The sequence below is a fragment of the Planomonospora sp. ID82291 genome (assembly GCF_015711645.1).
GTDB lineage: Bacteria > Actinomycetota > Actinomycetes > Streptosporangiales > Streptosporangiaceae > Planomonospora.
In genome coordinates, this window is sequence record NZ_JABTEX010000004.1 from 24032 (window position 1) to 40695 (window position 16664).

A 16664-nucleotide genomic window follows, 5' to 3' on the forward strand; every position below is an offset into this window, starting at 1 on the left:
CATGGGGGTGACCCACACGACCCTCTCCCCGGACGACGGCGCCCTGCTCCCGCTGGACGCCGTCCGCGAGCGGCCCGCCCCCGCGCCGCGGAGCGCCGGGCCGGTGCGGGGCGTGCCGGAGCCGGCCGCGGAGCTGCCGGTCGCGCGGGTCGCCGTGGACACGCCGCTGCCCCACCTGGACCGGCCGTTCGACTACCTCGTCCCGGCACCCCTGGACGCCGCGGCCGTCCCGGGCTGCCGGGTCCGGGTGCGCTTCGCGGGCAAGCTCGTCGACGGGTTCCTGCTGGAGCGGGCGGAGACGAGCGGGCACCCGGGGAAGCTGGCCCGGCTGGAGCGGGTGGTCTCCGCCGAGCCGGTGCTGACCCCGGAGATCGCGGCGCTGGCCCGCGCCGTCGCCGACCGCTACGCCGGGACCCTGGCCGACGTCCTGCGCCTGGCCGTCCCGCCGCGCCACGCCAGGGTCGAGGCCGAGCCGTGCGCCCGCGAGCCGGAGGAGGCGCCTCTGGAGGCCGCCGGGCCGGGTCCGTGGGCGCACTACCCGGGCGGGGAGGCGTTCCTGGCGGAGCTGGCCGCCGGGCGCGCCCCGCGGGCGGTGTGGACCGCGCTGCCGGGGACCGGCCCGCGCGGCCCGGAGTGGCCGGAGGCGGTGGCGGTGGCGGTGCGCGAGACGCTGCGCGGCGGCCGGGGCGCGCTCGTGGTCGTCCCCGACGGCAAGGACGTGGCGCTGGCCGGGGCGGCGCTGGAAGAGGTCCTGGGCGCGGGGCGGCACGTGGCGCTCACCGCGGACCTGGGGCCCGCCGAGCGCTACCGGCGCTGGCTGCGGGTGCTGCGCGGCCAGGCCCGGGTGGCGCTGGGCACCCGGGGGACCGCGTTCGCCCCGGTGCGGGACCTGGGCCTGGCGGTCGTCTGGGACGACGGCGACGACCTGCACGCCGAGCGGCTGGCGCCGTACCCGCACACCCGCGAGGTCCTGGCGCTGCGGGCCCACCGGGGGGCGGCGGGCCTGCTCGTCGGCGGCCACGCCCGCACCGCCGAGGCCACCCGGCTGGTGGCCACCGGCTGGGCGGCCGCCCTGGCCGCGCCGCGCGAGGCGGTCCGGGCCCGGGCCCCGCGGGTACGGCCGGCCGGCGACGACGCGGAGCTGGCCAGGGACGAGGCGGCGCGGGCGGCCCGGCTGCCCAGCCTCGCCTGGCGCACGCTCCGGGCCGGTCTGGAGGACGGCCCGGTGCTGGTGCAGGTCCCCCGGCGGGGCTACCTGCCCGCGCTGTCGTGCCAGGACTGCCGGGCCGCGGCGCGCTGCGGGCACTGCGCGGGACCGCTCGCGCTGCGCGGCGGCCACGCGGCGCCGTACTGCCGCTGGTGCGGGCGGATCGCGGGGGAGTGGCGCTGCGCGGCCTGCGGCGGGAGGCGGGTGCGGGCCCGGGTCGTGGGCGCCCGCCGGACGGCCGAGGAACTGGGGCGGGCCTTTCCCTCGGTCCCGGTCAGGACGTCGGGCCGGGACGGCGTGCTGGCCGCGGTCGGACCGGCCAGGGCGCTGGTGGTGGCCACCCCGGGGGCCGAACCGGTGCCGGAGGGCGGTTACGCGGCGGCGGTGCTGCTGGACGGGTGGGCCCTGCTGGGCCGGCCGGACCTGCGGGTGGCCGAGGAGACGCTGCGCCGGTGGTTGAACGCCGCCGCCCTGCTGCGGCCCGGGGCCGAGCTGGTCGTGCTGGCCGACTCCTCGCTCTCCGTCGTGCAGGCGCTGCTGCGCTGGGACCCGGTCACGCACGCCGAGCGGGAACTGGCCGACAGGACAGAACTCGGTTTCCCCCCGGCGATGCGGATGGCGACGCTGACCGGGTCCCCGGCGGCGGTCAGGGAGATGCTGGGGGAGACCGCGCTGCCGGAGGGGGCGCGGGTGCTCGGCCCGGTGCCCGTGGAGACGCCCCGGGGCGATCAGGTGCGGGAACGCGCCATCGTGCGGGTGCCGTGGGGGGCCGCCCCGGTGCTCGCCTCGGCGCTGAAGGGGGCCGCCGGCGTGCGGTCGGCGCGTAAGGCGCCGGAGGTGGTCAGAGTATGCATCGACCCTATGGACGCCATTTGAGCAGTTTCCCCGATTCGCGGTGCTGACAGTAAGCCGTTAATTTCTCCCTGTGTCGATTGAATGGGTGAATCGGGCCATCGACGATCTTCGGGCGTGGGGGCGTGCGCACGGCCGCGAGGTCGACGCGGACGAGGCGCGTCTGCTCTGCGACTACGCCAGCGACTACCTGGATGTGAACGAGCTGGGGGATTTCACCTCGGTCACTTTCGAGGAGCTGCTGCTCAACATCTATCCGCGCAAGGTCATCGCCCCTCCGGAAAGCGCTCCGGAGACGGTCGCCGCCGCCCGGACCCTCGTCGACTTCCTCCTGGAGACCGAGGAGATCGGCGGGAAGATGGCCGCGCGCATGCGCGCCACCCTGGACCGGATCGAGCCCGAGATGCCCGTCGCCCTGGCCGACACCTCCCGGTTCGGCATGGCCAAGAGCCTCTTCAGCGCGATGGGCGCCGACGCGCTGGACGGCGAGCCGGACTCCCCGCCCGCCGAGGACGGCCGGCAGGGGGAGTTCTGCGAGTGCCCGGGCTGCTCCCCCCTGCCGCCGGTACGGCTGGCCCCCCGCGAGGCGCTGGCCGAGGCCGCGCTGCGGGTCCCCCTGCTGACCGACGTCCGCCGCCTGGTCCAGTGGATGCTGGCCGGAGGGCGCACGCCGACCCGCAAGGGCGCCCTGCGGGTGCGCGACGCCGCCGAGGCGAGCGCGCAGCTGGCCGTCGGCGACCCCGCGTTCCTGTGGGACCTGGCGGTGCACACCGGCCTGGTCGAGACGGAGGGCACGGCGGTCTTCGACGGCGAGGACCCCGACCCCCTGGAGGTGTGGGCCGCGACGGTGCGGTTCGCGGTGGAGCAGGAGACCGGCGGGGCCTTCAGCGGCGACCGGCTCGTCGACGAGGAGCTCTACACCCTGCTGGACCTGTTCTACCGGGTGCAGGCGCCGGTGCCGGTGCCCGTCGTCCAGGAGTACCTCGAAGACGAGATCGGCCTGGCCGACGAGGGCGCCGAGATCGACCTGGAGGAGGCCGGGCGGCGGCTGGCCTACTGCGGGCTGCTCCGGCAGGGCGAGGGGACGCTGGAGCTGACCCCGCTGGCGGTCTGGGGCCTGCACGAGCTCTACGACGTCTTCGGCATCGACGCACCCGAGGCGCCCGACCTGGCCGCGGCCGACGCGGACGGGCTCATCGAAGGGCTGCTGGCCGGCGTGCTCCCCGAGGTGGCCGAGTCCGACATCGCCGGCTGGCTGGCCCGCCGGAGTCCCGCCGAGGCCGCCGCCGAGCTGCTGGCGGCGGCCTCGGGCGCGCCCGCCGCCGCCCGGGGGGTCGCGGTCACGATCGTCGACCGGCTCGGCGCGGAGGCGGAGGAGTCCGTCCGGGACTTCCTCCAGGACGCCGAGCTGCGCCCGCACGCCGTGCACTGGCTGTCGGCGCGCGGCCTGGCCGCCCCGACGCTCACCCCGGACGAGCTGCTCTGGATGAGCGTGGACATGCTCGCCCTGGCCCTGCCCGCGGCGGAGGAGGACCCGGAGGGGTTCGCCGAGAACATGGCCGCCTCCGGCCCTCCGTCGCACGTGATCGAGGAGATGTGGCGGGTGGACCACCCCGACGCCGTCGACGTGCTGGAACTCCTCGGACGCTCGCTGCCGGACCAGAACGCGGCCAAGGCCGCCCGCAAGGCGGCCTTCAAGGCCCGTTCGCGCGCGATCGGCTGAGCCGTACATCCGTGGTGCTCTTGTGGAGTAAGTTTCACGGGTGGCAAAGAGCGGGAACACCGGCAACGTCTTCGATCTCGGCGAACTGCGGAGGCTGGTCGACGAGTTGGGGACCGCGCCTCAGGAGGCGCGGGCGGCCGTGCTCGGCGAGGCCGTCGCGGAGGACGCGGGGTCCGCTGGAGACGCCGACTGCGACTGCCCGAGCTGCGGCGCCGAGGCGCTGAGCTTCCCGCCGGTCGAGCTCGCCCCCGACGCCGAGCTCGCCCGGGCGGTGCTCGCGGTCCCCCTGGTGCGGGACGCCCAGCGGCTGGCGGCCTGGACCGGCACCCGGCAGGTGACCCCCGAGTGCCTGCTGCCCGACCCGTTCCTGGCGGCCGCCGAACTCGGCCTGCCCGATCCCGCCCGGCTCCACCTGCTCTGGGTCGTCGCGGTCAACACCGGCATGCTGCGGATCTCCCGGGGCACGGCCGCCCCCGGGCCGCTCGTCCTGAGCGGTGACCTGCCTGCGCGGGCGCTGCTGGAGTTCTGGGACGGCGTGGTCATGGACGTGCTGGACCGGGCCGACGAGAGCCTGACGGGCTCCGCCGTGGTGGACGAGCACCTCGCCGAGATGCTCGCGACGATGTACGCCATGAGCGACGGGCTGTCCCCCGCCACCCTGGTCAAGGGCATCCTGCAGTCGCACGAGGTGGCCTGCGAGGCCCGCCCGGCGCAGATGCGGCAGCTGGCGGCCTCCCTGCCGGCAGAGCTGGGAGCGGCGCTGGACCTGCTCGGCTACTGCGGCCTGGTCGAGCGGTCGCCGGTGGGCTGGCCCCGGCTGACCCCGCTCGGCGTGTGGGCGGTCCGCCAGGACCTGATGCGGGAGGGCCACGACGCGCCCACCGGCGCGGAGGTCGCGGTCTTCGCCGACCTCGGCGCGGGCGAGCTCGTCGAGGCGATCGTCAAGGGCTCCGCCGCGCCCAGCGCCGTCACCGTGTGGCTGGAGTCGCGCACCCCCGAGGCCGCCGCCCGGGAGCTGCTCGGGGTCGCCGCCTCCGGCGCGGCCGGGCAGCGCGGCGTGGTGAGCACGATCCTGGAGGAGCTCGGGCCCGAGGCCGAGGCCCCCGTCCGGGAGGCCCTCGCCGAGCCCTCGCTGTGGCGCTACGCGGCCTCCTGGCTGCACATCCGCGACCTGCCCGCGCCCACCCTCACGCCCGCCGACAGCACCTGGATCGCGGTCGACACGCTCGCCTCGCTGATCCACCAGGGCCGGGCCCCCGAGGGGATGGGCGAGTTCGCCGCGCTCGAACCGGGTGAGGACCTGGTCCGCCTGGTCGAGGAGATGGCCCTCGTCGAGCACCCCGACGCGATCGTGGTGCTCGACATGCTCGGCGCGCACCACGCCGACGCCGCCGTGGCCAAGGCCGCGCGCAAGGCGGTCATGAAGGCCCGCTCCCGGTAGACCGGCTCCGGGGCGGTCCTGCGGCGGTGCGGGGCGGTCCCGCAGCCGGCCGGGGGCGTCCGGAGGGCGGTCCCGCAGCCGCCGGGGGGCCGTCCGGTCGCGGGCGCGAGCGCGGTCCGCACCGCCGGGGCCCCTAAACTGGGGGGATTCCGTGGAAGGAGCCCAGTTGGCCATTCAGTCAATCCGCCTCTTCGGCGACCCGGTGCTGCGCACGCCCGCGGAGCCGGTGAAGGACTTCGACAAGGAGCTGCGCAAGCTCGTCAAGGACCTCACCGACACCATGATGGACGCGCCCGGCGCGGGTCTGGCCGCACCGCAGATCGGGGTCGGGCTGCGGGTCTTCACCTACTACGTCGACGACCGGCTCGGTCACCTGATCAACCCGAACCTCGACCTGTCCGAGGACATGGACGAGGAGGGGGAGGAGGGCTGCCTGTCCTTCCCCGGCCTGTCCTATCCGACGCCGCGGGCGATCCGCGCGGTGGCCAAGGGCTTCGACATGTACGGCGAGCCGGTCACCCTGGAGGGCACCGACCTGATGGCCCGCTGCTTCCAGCACGAGACCGACCACCTGGACGGCATCCTGTTCATCGACCGGATGGACGCCGCGCAGCGCAAGCTGGCGATGCGGGAGATCCGCCAGGCCGAGTGGAGCGGGCTGTCCGCGCCCGCGTTCAAGTTCTCCCCGCACGCCACCCACGGGAAGGCTCTGTAGGAACCGTGCGCCTGGTCTTCGCTGGAACCCCGGACACCGCCCTGCCCTCGCTGCGCGCGCTGCTCGACTCGCCGCGCCACGACGTCGTCGCCGTCGTCACCCGCCCGGACGCCCCGTCGGGCCGGGGGCGCAAGGTCCATCCCAGCCCCGTGGCCGAGCTGGCCGAGGAGGCGGGCATCGAGGTCCTCAGACCGCCGAAGGCGGGTGATCCGGCGTTCCTGGAGCGGCTGCGCCGGATCGGGCCGGACGCCTGCCCGGTGGTCGCCTACGGGGCCCTGCTGCCCCAGTCGGCGCTGGACGTCCCGCGCCACGGCTGGATCAACCTCCACTTCTCGATCCTGCCCGCGTGGCGGGGGGCCGCCCCCGTGCAGCACGCCGTACTGCACGGTGACGAGATCACCGGCGCGAGCACCTTCCAGATCGTCAAGGAGCTGGACGCCGGACCCGTCTACGGCGTGGTCACCGAGAAGATCCGCGCCACCGACACCAGCGGTGGGCTGCTGGCCCGGCTGGCCGAGTCCGGCGCCGAGCTGCTGGCGGCCACCCTCGACGGGATCGAGGACGGCACGCTGGCGGCCCGGCCGCAGCCCGCCGAGGGGGTGAGCCTCGCCCCGAAGATCAACGTCGAGGACGCCCGGATCGACTGGACCGCCCCGGCGATGCGGGCGGACCGCCTGATCCGCGCCTGCACCCCCGCCCCCGGCGCGTGGACCGAGTTCCGCGGTCAGCGGATCAAACTGGGCCCGGTGCGGCCCGCGCCCGATGCGCCGGCGCTCGCCCCCGGCCGGATCTCGGCGGCCAAGGACTCCGTCCTGGTCGGTACGGCCACGCATCCGGTGGAGCTGGGCGAGGTGCAGCCGCAGGGCAAGCGCCTGATGACCGCGGGGGAGTGGGCCCGCGGCGTACGGCCCACCGACGAGGATCGGCTGGTCTGAGCGGATGAGCGATCGGGGGAGCGGCGGAGCTCCGCGCGGCGGAGGCCGTGACGGGAACCGGGACGGTGTCTCCGGCGGGAGCCGGGGCGGAGGCCGTCCGCGCGGTGGGTCCGGCGGCGCGGGGCAGGGCTCCGGCGGTGGCGGTGGCCGGGGCCAGGGGCCGGGCGGTCGCGGCCGGGGGCCCGCGGGGGGCCGCGGCGGCGGCGGGAACCGGGGCGGACGTCCGTCCCGGCCGGTCCACGACGAGGCCCGCAACACCGCCTACGACCTGCTGCGCGCCGTGGACGAGCGGGACGCCTACGCCAACCTGCTGATGCCCGCGCTGCTGCGCGAGCGCCGCCTGTCGGGACGCGACGCGGCGCTGGCGACCGAGCTGGCCTACGGCACCCTGCGCGGACTGGGCACCTACGACGAGGTCATCGCCGCCTGCAGCGACCGGGCCCCGGAGGAGCTGGACCCGCCGCTGCTGGACGCGATCCGGCTGGGCGTGCACCAGCTGCTCAAGACCCGTGTGCCCCCGCACGCGGCCGTCGGCACGACCGTCGACCTGGTCCGGCTCCGGGTCGGCGCGGGCCCGGCGAAGTACGCCAACGCGGTGCTGCGCAAGGTCTCCACCCGCTCCCTGGAGCAGTGGCTGCCGATCGTCGCGCCGGACGCGGCCGACGACCCGGTCGGCCATCTGGCGGTGGCGCACAGCCACCCCCGGTGGATCGTCACCGCGCTGCGCGACGCCGTCGGCGGGGACGCAGGGGAGACGGCCGCCCTGCTGGCCGCAGACAACGAGCGCCCCCGGGTCGCCCTGGTCGCCCGTCCGGGCCGGTCGTCGGTGGAGGAACTGCTCGACTCCGGGGCCGAGCCGGCCGCGTTCTCCCCCTACGGGGCCTACCTGCCCGAGGGCGATCCGGGCGCGGTCCGCGCCGTGGCCGAGTCGCGCGCCGCCGTACAGGACGAGGCGAGCCAGCTCGTGGCGCTCGCCCTCACCCGGGTCCCGGTGGCGGGCGGCGACTCCCGCTGGCTCGACATGTGCGCCGGACCGGGCGGGAAGGCGGGTCTGCTGGACGCCCTGGCCGCCGAGGGCGGCGCCCGGCTGCTCGCCGCCGAGCTCCAGCACCACCGCGCCCGCCTGGTCCGGCAGACCACCCGGGACGCCGCGGTGGTCGCCGCCGACGGGCGGGTCCCGGCCTGGCGGCCCGGGGTCTTCGACCGGGTCATGCTCGACGCCCCCTGCACCGGTCTGGGCGCCCTGCGCCGCCGCCCGGAGGCCCGCTGGCGGCGCGATCCCCGCAGCCTCCCCGAGCTGGGCCGGCTCCAGCGCGCGCTGCTGGCCTCCGCCCTCGACGCCGTCCGCCCCGGCGGCGTGGCGGCCTACGTGACCTGCTCGCCGCACCTGGCCGAGACGGTCGCCGTGGTCGGCGACGTGCTGCGCGACCGCGACGACGCCGAGGCGCTGGACGCCCGCGCGTACCTGCCGGAGGTCGAGGGGCTGGGCGAGGGCCCGTACGCCCGGTTCTGGCCGCACCGCCACGGCACCGACGCCATGTTCCTCGCCCTGCTGCGCCGCCGCTGACCGACCGCCCGCCCGCGGGCGCGCCTCCGCCCCGCCGGAGGGATCCGCCGGTTCCGCTCCCGGGCGGTGTCCGCCGGGTCCGCGGCGCGGCGGGCGGGTTCACTCCCGGGCGGTGTCCGCCGGGTCCGCGGCGCGGCGGCTGCGGTAGGAGCGCATCGCCACCTGAGCTCCGCAGCGCCTCGGACTGCAGTACGCCGCCGAGCAGTTGCGGGTGCGGTCGTAGAACCCGAGATGGCAGGGCGGGTTCCGGCAGGCCTTCACCCGCGTCCAGGTGCCGTCCCTGGCGAGCTCGGCCACGGCCGCGAGCAGGCCGCCGAACGCTCCGGGCATGCCCTCCCGGGCCGGGACGAGCCGTACGTCGTGCGCCGTGACGACGGGCGACAGAGGGTACAGCGCGCCGCTCCGCCGCAGGTGGGCCTCCGCCTCCTCCAACGCCGTGCCGCTCTCGCCCGGCCCGCCGCCGACAGGCTCCCCGGCGTGGGCGAGCAGGACGACGACCAGCGCCTGCCGCAGCTCCCGGGCGGCCGCGGCGTCCGCCTCGGTGACCAGGGCCCCGTCGTGGAGCAGGCCGGTGGCGTGCAGCCACCGGGCCGTCGTCGAGGCGTCGGCCAGTCGCTCCTCCCGTCCGTCGATCGGGCGGGTGTTGACGAAGTCGAGCACGAGATCCGCCGCCTCGAGCGGGCTGAGCGGACTGTGCCGTCCCTGATCGGTGGCCACGCCCACATGATAGTCGGACATTGAGTGAAGCAATTTAGTCCATAACATCGCCCGGTGATCACGTTTGATAGTTATGAGCAAACGTTGTACGGTCACAACCATGTCGACCAACACAGAGATCAACGCGGAGATCAACGCGGAGACCGTGACCACTCCCGCCCCCCGTTCCTGGTTCGTCACCGGAGGCTCCTCCGGCATCGGCCGGGAGCTGGCGCTCGCCGCCCTCGGCCGCGGTGACCGCGTCGCCGCCGCGGCCCGGCGCGTCGACGGCCTGGCGGATCTCGCCGAACGCTTCCCCGGCAGGTTCCTCGCCCTGGAGCTCGACGTCCGCGACGAGGCCGCGGTGCACCGCGGCGTCGAGCGGGCCGTCGCCGCGTTCGGCCGCCTCGACGTGGTGGCGAACAACGCGGGGTACGGGCTCTTCGGGGCCGTCGAGGAGGTGACCGACGCGCAGGCCAGGGCCGTCTTCGACACGAACGTCTTCGGCGTCCTGAACGTGCTGCGCGCCGTGCTGCCGGTGCTGCGGGCCCAGCGCTCGGGGCACGTCCTGCAGGGCTCGTCGGTGTACGGGCAGGTGGCCCATCCGGGGGTGGGCCTGCTGGCCGCGACCAAGTACGCGGTGGAAGGCCTGTCGGACGCCCTGGTGGCCGAACTGGCACCGCTCGGGATCAAGGTGACGCTGGTCGAACCGGGCTACGCGGCCACCCCGTTCCTGTCGAACCTCGCCTTCGCCGAACCGGTGGCCGACTACGACCCGACGGTGCGCGCCGTGCAGACCTCCCTCGGCGGCCTGCCGCCGGAGGCGTTCGCCGACCCGGCCGAGGTGGCCCGGGCCGTGCTGGCCGTGGTGGACGCCGACCGTCCTCCGCTCCGTCTCACGCTGGGCGGCCAGGCGGAGGGCGACGTGCGGGCCGCCCTCGCCGCGCGGCTGCGCGACCTGGACGAGTGGGCGGCCGTGACCCGGGAGGTCGGCCGGTCGCAGGTCGCCTCCTGACCTCCGGCGGCGCGGCGGCGGTGATCCGGTGCGGTGCCGGATCGGCGGGTGGAGGCCGGAGCCGCCGCCGGGGTGCCTCGTGGGGAGGCGTCCCGGCGCGACCGGTCAGGCACGGGTGAGGGTGAAGGCGATGCCGTCACCCAGGCCCCGGCCGTAGGCGAGCTGGATGAGCAGTTCGACCGCCGGCTCGGTGTAGCGGGCGTTGGCCAGCGGGCCGGCGTCCACGGCGTCGAAGCCGAGCTGCGCGCCGAGGTCGAGGACGGCCTGCTTGGCGGTCTCGTCGTCTCCGGCGACCGGCAGGAAGCGGCCGGCGCCGTCCTGGCCCAGGTGTCCGGCGAAGACGGTGTTGAAGGCCTTCACGACACGGGCGCCCGGCAGGGCGGCGGCCACCCGCTCGCCGCCGGAGACGGTGTGCCCGACGGTCAGCGACATGAAGTCGGGGGCCAGCGGGTTCGTGGCGTCGACCACGACCTTGCCCGCGAGCGCGGCCCTGACCCGGGTGTCCAGGGATTCGACGGCGGCGAACGGCACCGCCAGGACCACGACGTCGGCCTGCGCCGCCTGTGCGGCCGTACGCTCCGGGCCGGTGGAGGTGTCGGCGGTGACGACCTCGTGCCCGACCGCGGTGAGGCGGGAGGCCAGGGCGGAGCCGACGTTGCCGGAGCCGAGAATGCCGATCTTCATGGGGAGCGCCTTTCCATGATGCTTCGAATTCGAAGCATGCGGTCACTTTGCTTCGAATTCGAAGCATGGGGGGACTGTACATGTGCTTCGAATTGGAAGCAACCGGGTATGGTGAGGCGCATGGGCGAACCGCGCTGGCTGGACGAGACCGAACTGCGTGCCTGGACCGGGTTCCTGGAGACCTCCGACCTGCTCCACCGCACGGTCGAGCGGCAGCTTCGCGAGGTCGGCGGGATCACCACGGTGCAGTACGACATCCTGCACCGGCTCAACGAGAGTCCCGAGAAGCGGTTGTGCATGACCGACCTGGCCGAGCGCCTGGTCTCCTCCCGCAGCGGCATCACCTATCAGGTCGCCCAGCTGGAGAAGGCGGGCCTGCTGCGCCGCGAGGACGCCCCCGACGACGAGCGCCGGGTGCTCGCCGTCATCACCGAGGAGGGGCGCCGGGTGCTGGAGAGGACCGCGCCCGGTCACGTCGAGGCGGTCCGCGCGGGACTCCTCGACGCCCTGACCCCCGACCAGGTCGCCCGGCTGGCCGACATCATGGACGCCGCCCGGGCGCACCTGCGCGGCACCGTCGAGCTCCATCCGCCGCGCAGGACGCGTTCCCGGTGAACGGTCCCGCGGCCGCGGCCGCGGCCGCCCCGGCGCGCCGGCGGGCCGAGGAGCCGGGAGGGCGCGCCGCGGGCGGCCGGTGGAGGCGGCCGGAGGGGCGCCCCATAGACTCGGGAGCACCATGGCCGTACAGATCTCGCCCAGCATCCTGTCCGCCGACTTCGCCCGCCTCGCCGAGGCGGCCGCGGCGGTGTCCAACGCCGACTGGCTGCACGTCGACGTGATGGACAACCACTTCGTGCCCAACCTGACGCTCGGCCTGCCGGTCGTCGAATCCCTGCTCAAGGCCACGTCCCTGCCGCTGGACTGCCACCTGATGATCGAGGACCCGGACCGCTGGGCCCCCGCCTACGCCGAGGCCGGCGCGGGCAGCGTGACGATCCACGCCGAGGCCGCCCGGGCCCCGGTCCGCACGCTGCGCCAGATCCGAGCCGCGGGGGCCCGCTCCGGGTTCGCGCTGAACCCGGCCACCGCGATCGAGCCGTACGAGGACCTGCTCGGCGAGATCGACATGCTCCTGCTGATGACCGTCGAGCCCGGGTTCGGCGGGCAGCGCTTCCTCGACGTGGTCCTGCCGAAGATCCGCCGGGCCCGCGCGCTCATCGAGCGGCACGGCGGGCAGATCTGGCTCCAGGTCGACGGCGGGGTCGCGGCCGAGACCATCGAGCGTTGCGCGGAGGCGGGCGCCGACGTGTTCGTCGCGGGCAACGCCGTCTACGGCGCCGGCGACCCGGCCGCCGCGGTGGACGCCCTGCGGGCCCTGGCCGCCGGGGCCTGAGCGCCGGCGCGGGATCCGGCGGGCCGAGCCGGGGCGCGGATCCCGGGTTCGGGCGCGGGTCCGGGGAAAGGCGTGCGGGGCGTTCCGTCGTTCCAGCGGGTCCGGGGATGCGGCCAGGCCGTGACGGGCCCGCTGCTTTCATGTCCGGATGATGTGGCTTTCATGGTAGGTGTCGCGGTAGAAGGGTAGGGTAACCAGTCACTTACAAGGGAGGTGGCCCATGGACCACGGACTCTTCGGGCCGGGCTCGGTGACCTGGCGGGTGATGGGCGAGCCGATCCTGCTCGTCGGCGGTTTCCGGGCGCTGCTCATGCAGGGGTTGCACCCGCGCGCCATGCGCGGGGTCGCGCAGAACTCCGCGCTGATGGACCCCAACGAGGCCTGGGCCCGCTTCCAGCGGACCACCGAGTTCGTCCGGGTGCGGACCTACGGCACGCTGGAGGAGGTCGAGCGGGCCGGCGCCCGGGTCAGGAAGATCCACTCCATGCTCACCGCCGTCGATCCCGACACCGGGGAGACCTTCCGGCTGGACGACCCCGAGGCGCTGCTGTGGGTGCACGTCGGCGAGGTCGACTCCTACCTGTCGGTGGCCCGGCGCGCCGGGGTGCGGCTGACCGACGCCGAGGCCGACCGGTTCGTCGCCGAGTGGCGCCGCGCCGCCGAGGTGGTCGGGCTGCGGGCCGACGACGTGCCGGGCTCGGTCGGCGAGATGCGCGACTACATCCGGGCCTGCCGGCCGGGCCTGTACTTCGCCCCCGAGGTCCCGCACCCGATCCGCCAGTCGTTCAGCGCGCCGCTCCCGCTGTACCTCCTGCCGCTCAAGCCGGTCTTCCCGGGATTCGTCCTGTTCGCCTTCGCGACGCTGCCGCGCTGGGCCCGCAGGCTGTACGGCCTGCCCGCCACGCCGCTGGAGGACCTGTGGGCGACGGCGGCGCTCAGGACCCTGCAGACGGGCATCGGCCTGGTCCCCGAACCGGTCAGGTACCCTCCGGACGCCCGCCGGGCCCGGCGCCTGGACGCGGCCTGAGGCACGCCCGCCGGGCGCGGGCCCGTCCACATGCCGGATGGGGTCCCGCCCGGTTTGCCGGGCATGGCACACTGATGTACGGGAGCCGTGCCGTACGGCCGGCGACCCGTGAGACAGAGCAGCGTGCTCCGGGGTCGGTGAAAGTCCGAACCGGCGGTTACAGTCCGCGACCCGGTCGAAGCCATCGACCGGTTGACCCGGTGGAATTCCGGGACCGACGGTTAAAGTCCGGATGGGAGGAAGCGCGCGAGCGGACAGTGCCGTCGAGGCACCCTCCGCTGACGGGTCCGTGGACCCGTCATCCCCGGGGCCCGCCGTGGCAGGAAGCTACTGGCGAGGAGGAGCCCCCCGGATGTTCACCGGAATCGTCGAGGAACTCGGCGAGATCGCGGCGATCGAGCCGCTCAGGGACGCCGCGCGCATGTCGGTCCGCGGCGCGATCGTCACCGCCGACGCCGCGCACGGCGACTCCATCGCGGTCAACGGCGTCTGCCTGACCGTGGTCGGCGTCGACGGCGCGGTGTTCACCGCCGACGTCATGAAGGAGACGCTGGACCGCAGCTGCCTGGGCGCGCTGCGCCCCGGCTCCCCGGTCAACCTGGAGCGCGCCGTCCGCGCCGACCAGCGGCTCGGCGGCCACATCGTGCAGGGCCACGTGGACGGCACCGGCGTGCTGCTCTCCCGCGAGCCCGGCGCGCACTGGGAGGTCGTGCGGATCTCCCTGCCGGCCGGCCTGGACCGCTACGTGGTGGAGAAGGGCTCCATCGCGGTGGACGGCGTCAGCCTGACCGTGGTGGACACCGGCGGCGACGCGTTCTCGGTCAGCCTGATCCCCACCACCCTGGGACTCACCACCCTCGGCGCCAAGCGGCCCGGCGACCCGGTGAACCTGGAGGTCGACGTGATCGCCAAGCACGTGGAGAAGCTCGTCGGCGCCTACGCGCGGGGAGGCCGGGCGTGAACTGGGCCGAGGCGGGATTCCACCTGTTCGGAGTGAAGGTCCTCTGGACCGACCTGGTCGGCAACGCGGCCGCGCTGGCCACCGTGCTGCTGGCCATCCGCAAGTCGATCTGGACCTGGCCGGTGCAGCTGACCGGCGCGGTGCTGCTGCTCGTCGCCTCGATCGGCGCGCAGCTCACCGGCAACGCGCTCAAGCAGGTCATGTTCGGCGTGCTGGCCGTCTACGGCTGGTGGAGGTGGTCGCGCGGCACCGCGGGCGGCCAGGAGCTGGCCGTACGGCCGGCCACCTCGCGCGAGCGGCTCGGGCTGGTCGCGGCCATGCTGGCGGGCACCGCCGTGGTGGGCGTGCTGTTCTTCGTCACCGGCCTGTCGTGGGGGGCGCACGCCCCGCTGCCCGACGGCTACTTCCTGGTCGCGGCCGACGCCTACATCTTCGTGGGCAGCGCGGTGGCGACCTGGGCGCAGGGCCGGGCGCTGGTCGACTTCTGGATCATCTGGGTCGCGGTGGACCTGGTCGGCGTGCCGCTGGCGTTCAGCTCCGGGCTGGTCGTCTCCGGCGCCGTCTACGGGATCTTCTTCGTGCTCGTCCTGATCGGGTTCGCCAACTGGCTCAGGGAGTACCGGTCGCAGGCCGTGCTCGTCCCCGGGGAGGCCGCGTGAGCACCGTGCTGGACCCCGTCGAGCGGGCGATCGCCGACATCCGCGAGGGCAGGCCCGTCGTGGTCGTCGACGACGAGAACCGCGAGAACGAGGGCGACGTCATCTTCGCCGCCGCCAAGGCCACGCCGGAGCTGCTGGCCTTCACCATCCGGCACACCAGCGGCGTCGTCTGCGTCTCCCTGCCCGGCGAGGACCTCGACCGGCTCGGCCTGCCGCTGATGGTGCACGACAACCGCGAGCGCATGCGCACCGCCTACACGATCAGCGTGGACGCCCGCGACGGGGTGACCACCGGCATCTCGGCGGCCGACCGGGCCAAGACGATCCGCACCCTGTGCGACTCGGCGACCGAGCCGTTCGAGCTGGTCCGGCCCGGCCACGTCTTCCCGCTCCGCTACCGGGAGGGCGGCGTGCTGGTCCGGCGCGGTCACACCGAGGCGGCCGTGGACCTGGCCCGGCTGGCCGGGCTGCGCCCGGCGGGCGTGCTCGCCGAGGTCGTCAACGACGACGGGACCATGAAGCGCCTGCCGGAGCTGCGCGCCTTCTGCGACGAGCACGACCTGGCGCTGGTCTCCATCGAGCAGCTGGTGGAGTTCCGGCGCAGGACCGAGCGGATGGTGGCCCGGGTCGCCGAGACGCGCATCCCGAACGCCCACGGGGTCTGGAAGGCCTACGGCTACTCCAGCGCGCTGGACGGCGGCGAGCACCTGGCCCTGGTCTACGGCGACCTCGGCGACGGCGAGAACGTCCTGGTCCGGGCGCACTCCGAGTGCCTGACCGGGGACGTGCTCGGCTCGCTGCGCTGCGACTGCGGGGTGCAGCTGGACCACGCGATGGCCGAGATCGCCGCGGAGGGGCGCGGGGTCGTGGTCTACCTGCGCGGGCACGAGGGCCGCGGCATCGGCCTGCTGGCCAAGCTCCGGGCGTACGGCCTGCAGGACGCCGGGAGCGACACCGTCGACGCCAACCTGGAGCTCGGGCTGCCGGTGGACGCCCGGGAGTTCTCCAACGCCGGTCAGATCCTCGCCGACCTGGGCGTGAAGTCGGTCAGGCTGCTGACCAACAACCCGGCCAAGCTGCGCGGCATGGACGGCTACGGGATCAAGGTGCTGGGCCGGGCGCCGATGCCGGTGGCGATGAACCCGTACAACGAGAAGTACCTCGCGGCCAAGCGCGACCGCCTCGGCCACGACATCCACGAGGAGCCACGAGGAGACCGGATGCGCGAGCGGGACGGGGCGGCCGGATGAGCGGGCAGGGACGGCCGGGGGCGGAGGCGGTCGACGCCGGCGGGCTGACGGTCGGGATCGTGGCGGCGCGCTGGCACGAGAAGATCACCGACAGGCTCCTGGAGCGGGCCGTGCGGGCCGGCGAGGACAGCGGCGCGACCGTGACCGTGGTCCGGGTGGCCGGGTCCCTGGAGATCCCCGTGGTGGCCCAGGCGCTGGCCCGGCGCTGCGACGCGGTGGTGGCGCTGGGCGCGGTGATCCGCGGTGAGACCGCGCACTTCGACTACGTCTGCGACGCGGTGACCTCCGGTCTGACCCGGATCGCGCTCGACGAGGAGACGCCCGTCGGCAACGGCGTGCTGACCTGCGACTCGGTGGAGCAGGCCCTGGACCGGGCGGGCCTGCCCGGCAGCCACGAGGACAAGGGGTACGAGGCCACCGTCGCGGCGCTGGAGACCGCCGTGCTCCTGCGCGGCCTGCGCGGCTGACCCCGCGCCGGGCCGGCCCGGCCGCCCTCCCCGTCCGGCGCCGCCCGAGGGGGCGCCCCGCCCGGTACCGGG

The 16664-nt window shown here is 75.2% G+C and carries 16 protein-coding genes and 1 riboswitch; of the genes, 14 read left to right on the top strand and 2 right to left on the bottom strand.

Going from position 1 to position 16664, the window contains the following annotated elements:
• Position 1 precedes the first annotated feature (1 nt).
• The 6 genes from HS045_RS24690 to HS045_RS24715 all read left to right on the top strand — a co-directional run bounded on the left by HS045_RS24690 (position 2) and on the right by HS045_RS24715 (position 8440).
• A complete protein-coding gene (locus HS045_RS24690; RefSeq protein ID WP_196453872.1) occupies positions 2 to 2083 on the top strand; it encodes a primosomal protein N' in 2082 nt (693 codons plus the stop codon).
• Positions 2084 to 2132: 49 nt separating this feature from the next.
• Positions 2133 to 3782, top strand: a complete 1650-nt coding sequence (locus HS045_RS24695; protein WP_307827693.1) for a hypothetical protein — start codon at positions 2133 to 2135, stop codon at positions 3780 to 3782.
• A 40-nt stretch (positions 3783 to 3822) separates the two neighbouring features.
• The gene (locus HS045_RS24700; RefSeq protein ID WP_196453873.1) at positions 3823 to 5223 is read left to right on the top strand and encodes a hypothetical protein; all 1401 of its coding nucleotides are present in this window, start codon (positions 3823 to 3825) and stop codon (positions 5221 to 5223) included.
• A gap of 166 nt (positions 5224 to 5389) precedes the next feature.
• Complete coding sequence (gene def / locus HS045_RS24705; RefSeq protein ID WP_196453874.1) at positions 5390 to 5938, top strand: peptide deformylase; 549 nt, start codon at positions 5390 to 5392, stop codon at positions 5936 to 5938.
• Positions 5939 to 5943: 5 nt separating this feature from the next.
• Complete coding sequence (gene fmt, locus HS045_RS24710) at positions 5944 to 6873, top strand: methionyl-tRNA formyltransferase (RefSeq protein WP_196453875.1); 930 nt, start codon at positions 5944 to 5946, stop codon at positions 6871 to 6873.
• A gap of 4 nt (positions 6874 to 6877) precedes the next feature.
• Complete coding sequence (locus HS045_RS24715; protein ID WP_196453876.1) at positions 6878 to 8440, top strand: RsmB/NOP family class I SAM-dependent RNA methyltransferase; 1563 nt, start codon at positions 6878 to 6880, stop codon at positions 8438 to 8440.
• 99 nt (positions 8441 to 8539) lie between these two features.
• On the opposite strand, the gene HS045_RS24720 is transcribed toward HS045_RS24715, so the two are convergent.
• Positions 8540 to 9157 carry an ABATE domain-containing protein gene (locus HS045_RS24720; protein WP_196453877.1) on the bottom strand — a complete coding sequence of 206 codons (618 nt, stop codon included), beginning with the start codon at positions 9155 to 9157 and terminating at the stop codon, positions 8540 to 8542.
• Between the two features lie 100 nt (positions 9158 to 9257).
• On the opposite strand from HS045_RS24720, the gene HS045_RS24725 reads away from it, so the two are divergent.
• On the top strand, positions 9258 to 10151 hold the full coding sequence (locus HS045_RS24725) for an SDR family NAD(P)-dependent oxidoreductase (protein WP_196453878.1): 894 nt from the start codon (positions 9258 to 9260) through the stop codon (positions 10149 to 10151).
• A gap of 105 nt (positions 10152 to 10256) precedes the next feature.
• Here HS045_RS24725 and HS045_RS24730 read toward each other — a convergent pair whose 3' ends face one another.
• Positions 10257 to 10835: an NADPH-dependent F420 reductase gene (locus HS045_RS24730; protein ID WP_196453879.1), complete on the bottom strand. Its 579-nt coding sequence runs from the start codon at positions 10833 to 10835 to the stop codon at positions 10257 to 10259.
• Positions 10836 to 10955: 120 nt separating this feature from the next.
• On the opposite strand from HS045_RS24730, the gene HS045_RS24735 reads away from it, so the two are divergent.
• The 7 genes from HS045_RS24735 to ribH all read left to right on the top strand — a co-directional run bounded on the left by HS045_RS24735 (position 10956) and on the right by ribH (position 16592).
• Positions 10956 to 11450 (top strand): MarR family winged helix-turn-helix transcriptional regulator, encoded by a 495-nt coding sequence (locus tag HS045_RS24735; RefSeq protein ID WP_196453880.1) that lies wholly within the window; start codon positions 10956 to 10958, stop codon positions 11448 to 11450.
• 121 nt (positions 11451 to 11571) lie between these two features.
• The gene (gene rpe / locus HS045_RS24740; protein ID WP_196453881.1) at positions 11572 to 12228 is read left to right on the top strand and encodes a ribulose-phosphate 3-epimerase; all 657 of its coding nucleotides are present in this window, start codon (positions 11572 to 11574) and stop codon (positions 12226 to 12228) included.
• A gap of 220 nt (positions 12229 to 12448) precedes the next feature.
• Positions 12449 to 13255 carry an oxygenase MpaB family protein gene (locus HS045_RS24745; protein WP_196453882.1) on the top strand — a complete coding sequence of 269 codons (807 nt, stop codon included), beginning with the start codon at positions 12449 to 12451 and terminating at the stop codon, positions 13253 to 13255.
• A gap of 119 nt (positions 13256 to 13374) precedes the next feature.
• Positions 13375 to 13505: riboswitch (FMN riboswitch) on the top strand.
• 102 nt (positions 13506 to 13607) lie between these two features.
• On the top strand, positions 13608 to 14216 hold the full coding sequence (locus tag HS045_RS24750; RefSeq protein WP_196453883.1) for a riboflavin synthase: 609 nt from the start codon (positions 13608 to 13610) through the stop codon (positions 14214 to 14216).
• The gene (locus HS045_RS24755; RefSeq protein WP_196453884.1) at positions 14213 to 14875 is read left to right on the top strand and encodes a nicotinamide mononucleotide transporter family protein; all 663 of its coding nucleotides are present in this window, start codon (positions 14213 to 14215) and stop codon (positions 14873 to 14875) included. The genes HS045_RS24750 and HS045_RS24755 overlap by 4 nt, the downstream gene beginning before the upstream one ends.
• Positions 14872 to 16125: a bifunctional 3,4-dihydroxy-2-butanone-4-phosphate synthase/GTP cyclohydrolase II gene (locus HS045_RS24760; RefSeq protein WP_307827694.1), complete on the top strand. Its 1254-nt coding sequence runs from the start codon at positions 14872 to 14874 to the stop codon at positions 16123 to 16125. The genes HS045_RS24755 and HS045_RS24760 overlap by 4 nt, the downstream gene beginning before the upstream one ends.
• Entirely contained in the window at positions 16122 to 16592 is a 471-nt protein-coding gene (gene ribH, locus HS045_RS24765) for a 6,7-dimethyl-8-ribityllumazine synthase (RefSeq protein WP_196453885.1), read from the top strand. The genes HS045_RS24760 and ribH overlap by 4 nt, the downstream gene beginning before the upstream one ends.
• The last annotated feature ends 72 nt before the right edge of the window (positions 16593 to 16664 follow it).

Excerpts from the sequence above, each read along its gene's own strand:
- ribH (WP_196453885.1), top strand. The coding sequence starts at position 16,122 with ATGAGCGGGCAGGGACGGCCGGGGGCGGAGGCGGTCGACGCCGGCGGG.
- HS045_RS24730 (WP_196453879.1), bottom strand. The coding sequence starts at position 10,835 with ATGAAGATCGGCATTCTCGGCTCCGGCAACGTCGGCTCCGCCCTGGCC.
- HS045_RS24745 (WP_196453882.1), top strand. The coding sequence starts at position 12,449 with ATGGACCACGGACTCTTCGGGCCGGGCTCGGTGACCTGGCGGGTGATG.
- HS045_RS24735 (WP_196453880.1), top strand. The coding sequence starts at position 10,956 with ATGGGCGAACCGCGCTGGCTGGACGAGACCGAACTGCGTGCCTGGACC.
- HS045_RS24750 (WP_196453883.1), top strand. The coding sequence starts at position 13,608 with ATGTTCACCGGAATCGTCGAGGAACTCGGCGAGATCGCGGCGATCGAG.
- HS045_RS24690 (WP_196453872.1), top strand. The coding sequence starts at position 2 with ATGGGGGTGACCCACACGACCCTCTCCCCGGACGACGGCGCCCTGCTC.
- rpe (WP_196453881.1), top strand. The coding sequence starts at position 11,572 with ATGGCCGTACAGATCTCGCCCAGCATCCTGTCCGCCGACTTCGCCCGC.
- HS045_RS24725 (WP_196453878.1), top strand. The coding sequence starts at position 9,258 with ATGTCGACCAACACAGAGATCAACGCGGAGATCAACGCGGAGACCGTG.
- HS045_RS24715 (WP_196453876.1), top strand. The coding sequence starts at position 6,878 with ATGAGCGATCGGGGGAGCGGCGGAGCTCCGCGCGGCGGAGGCCGTGAC.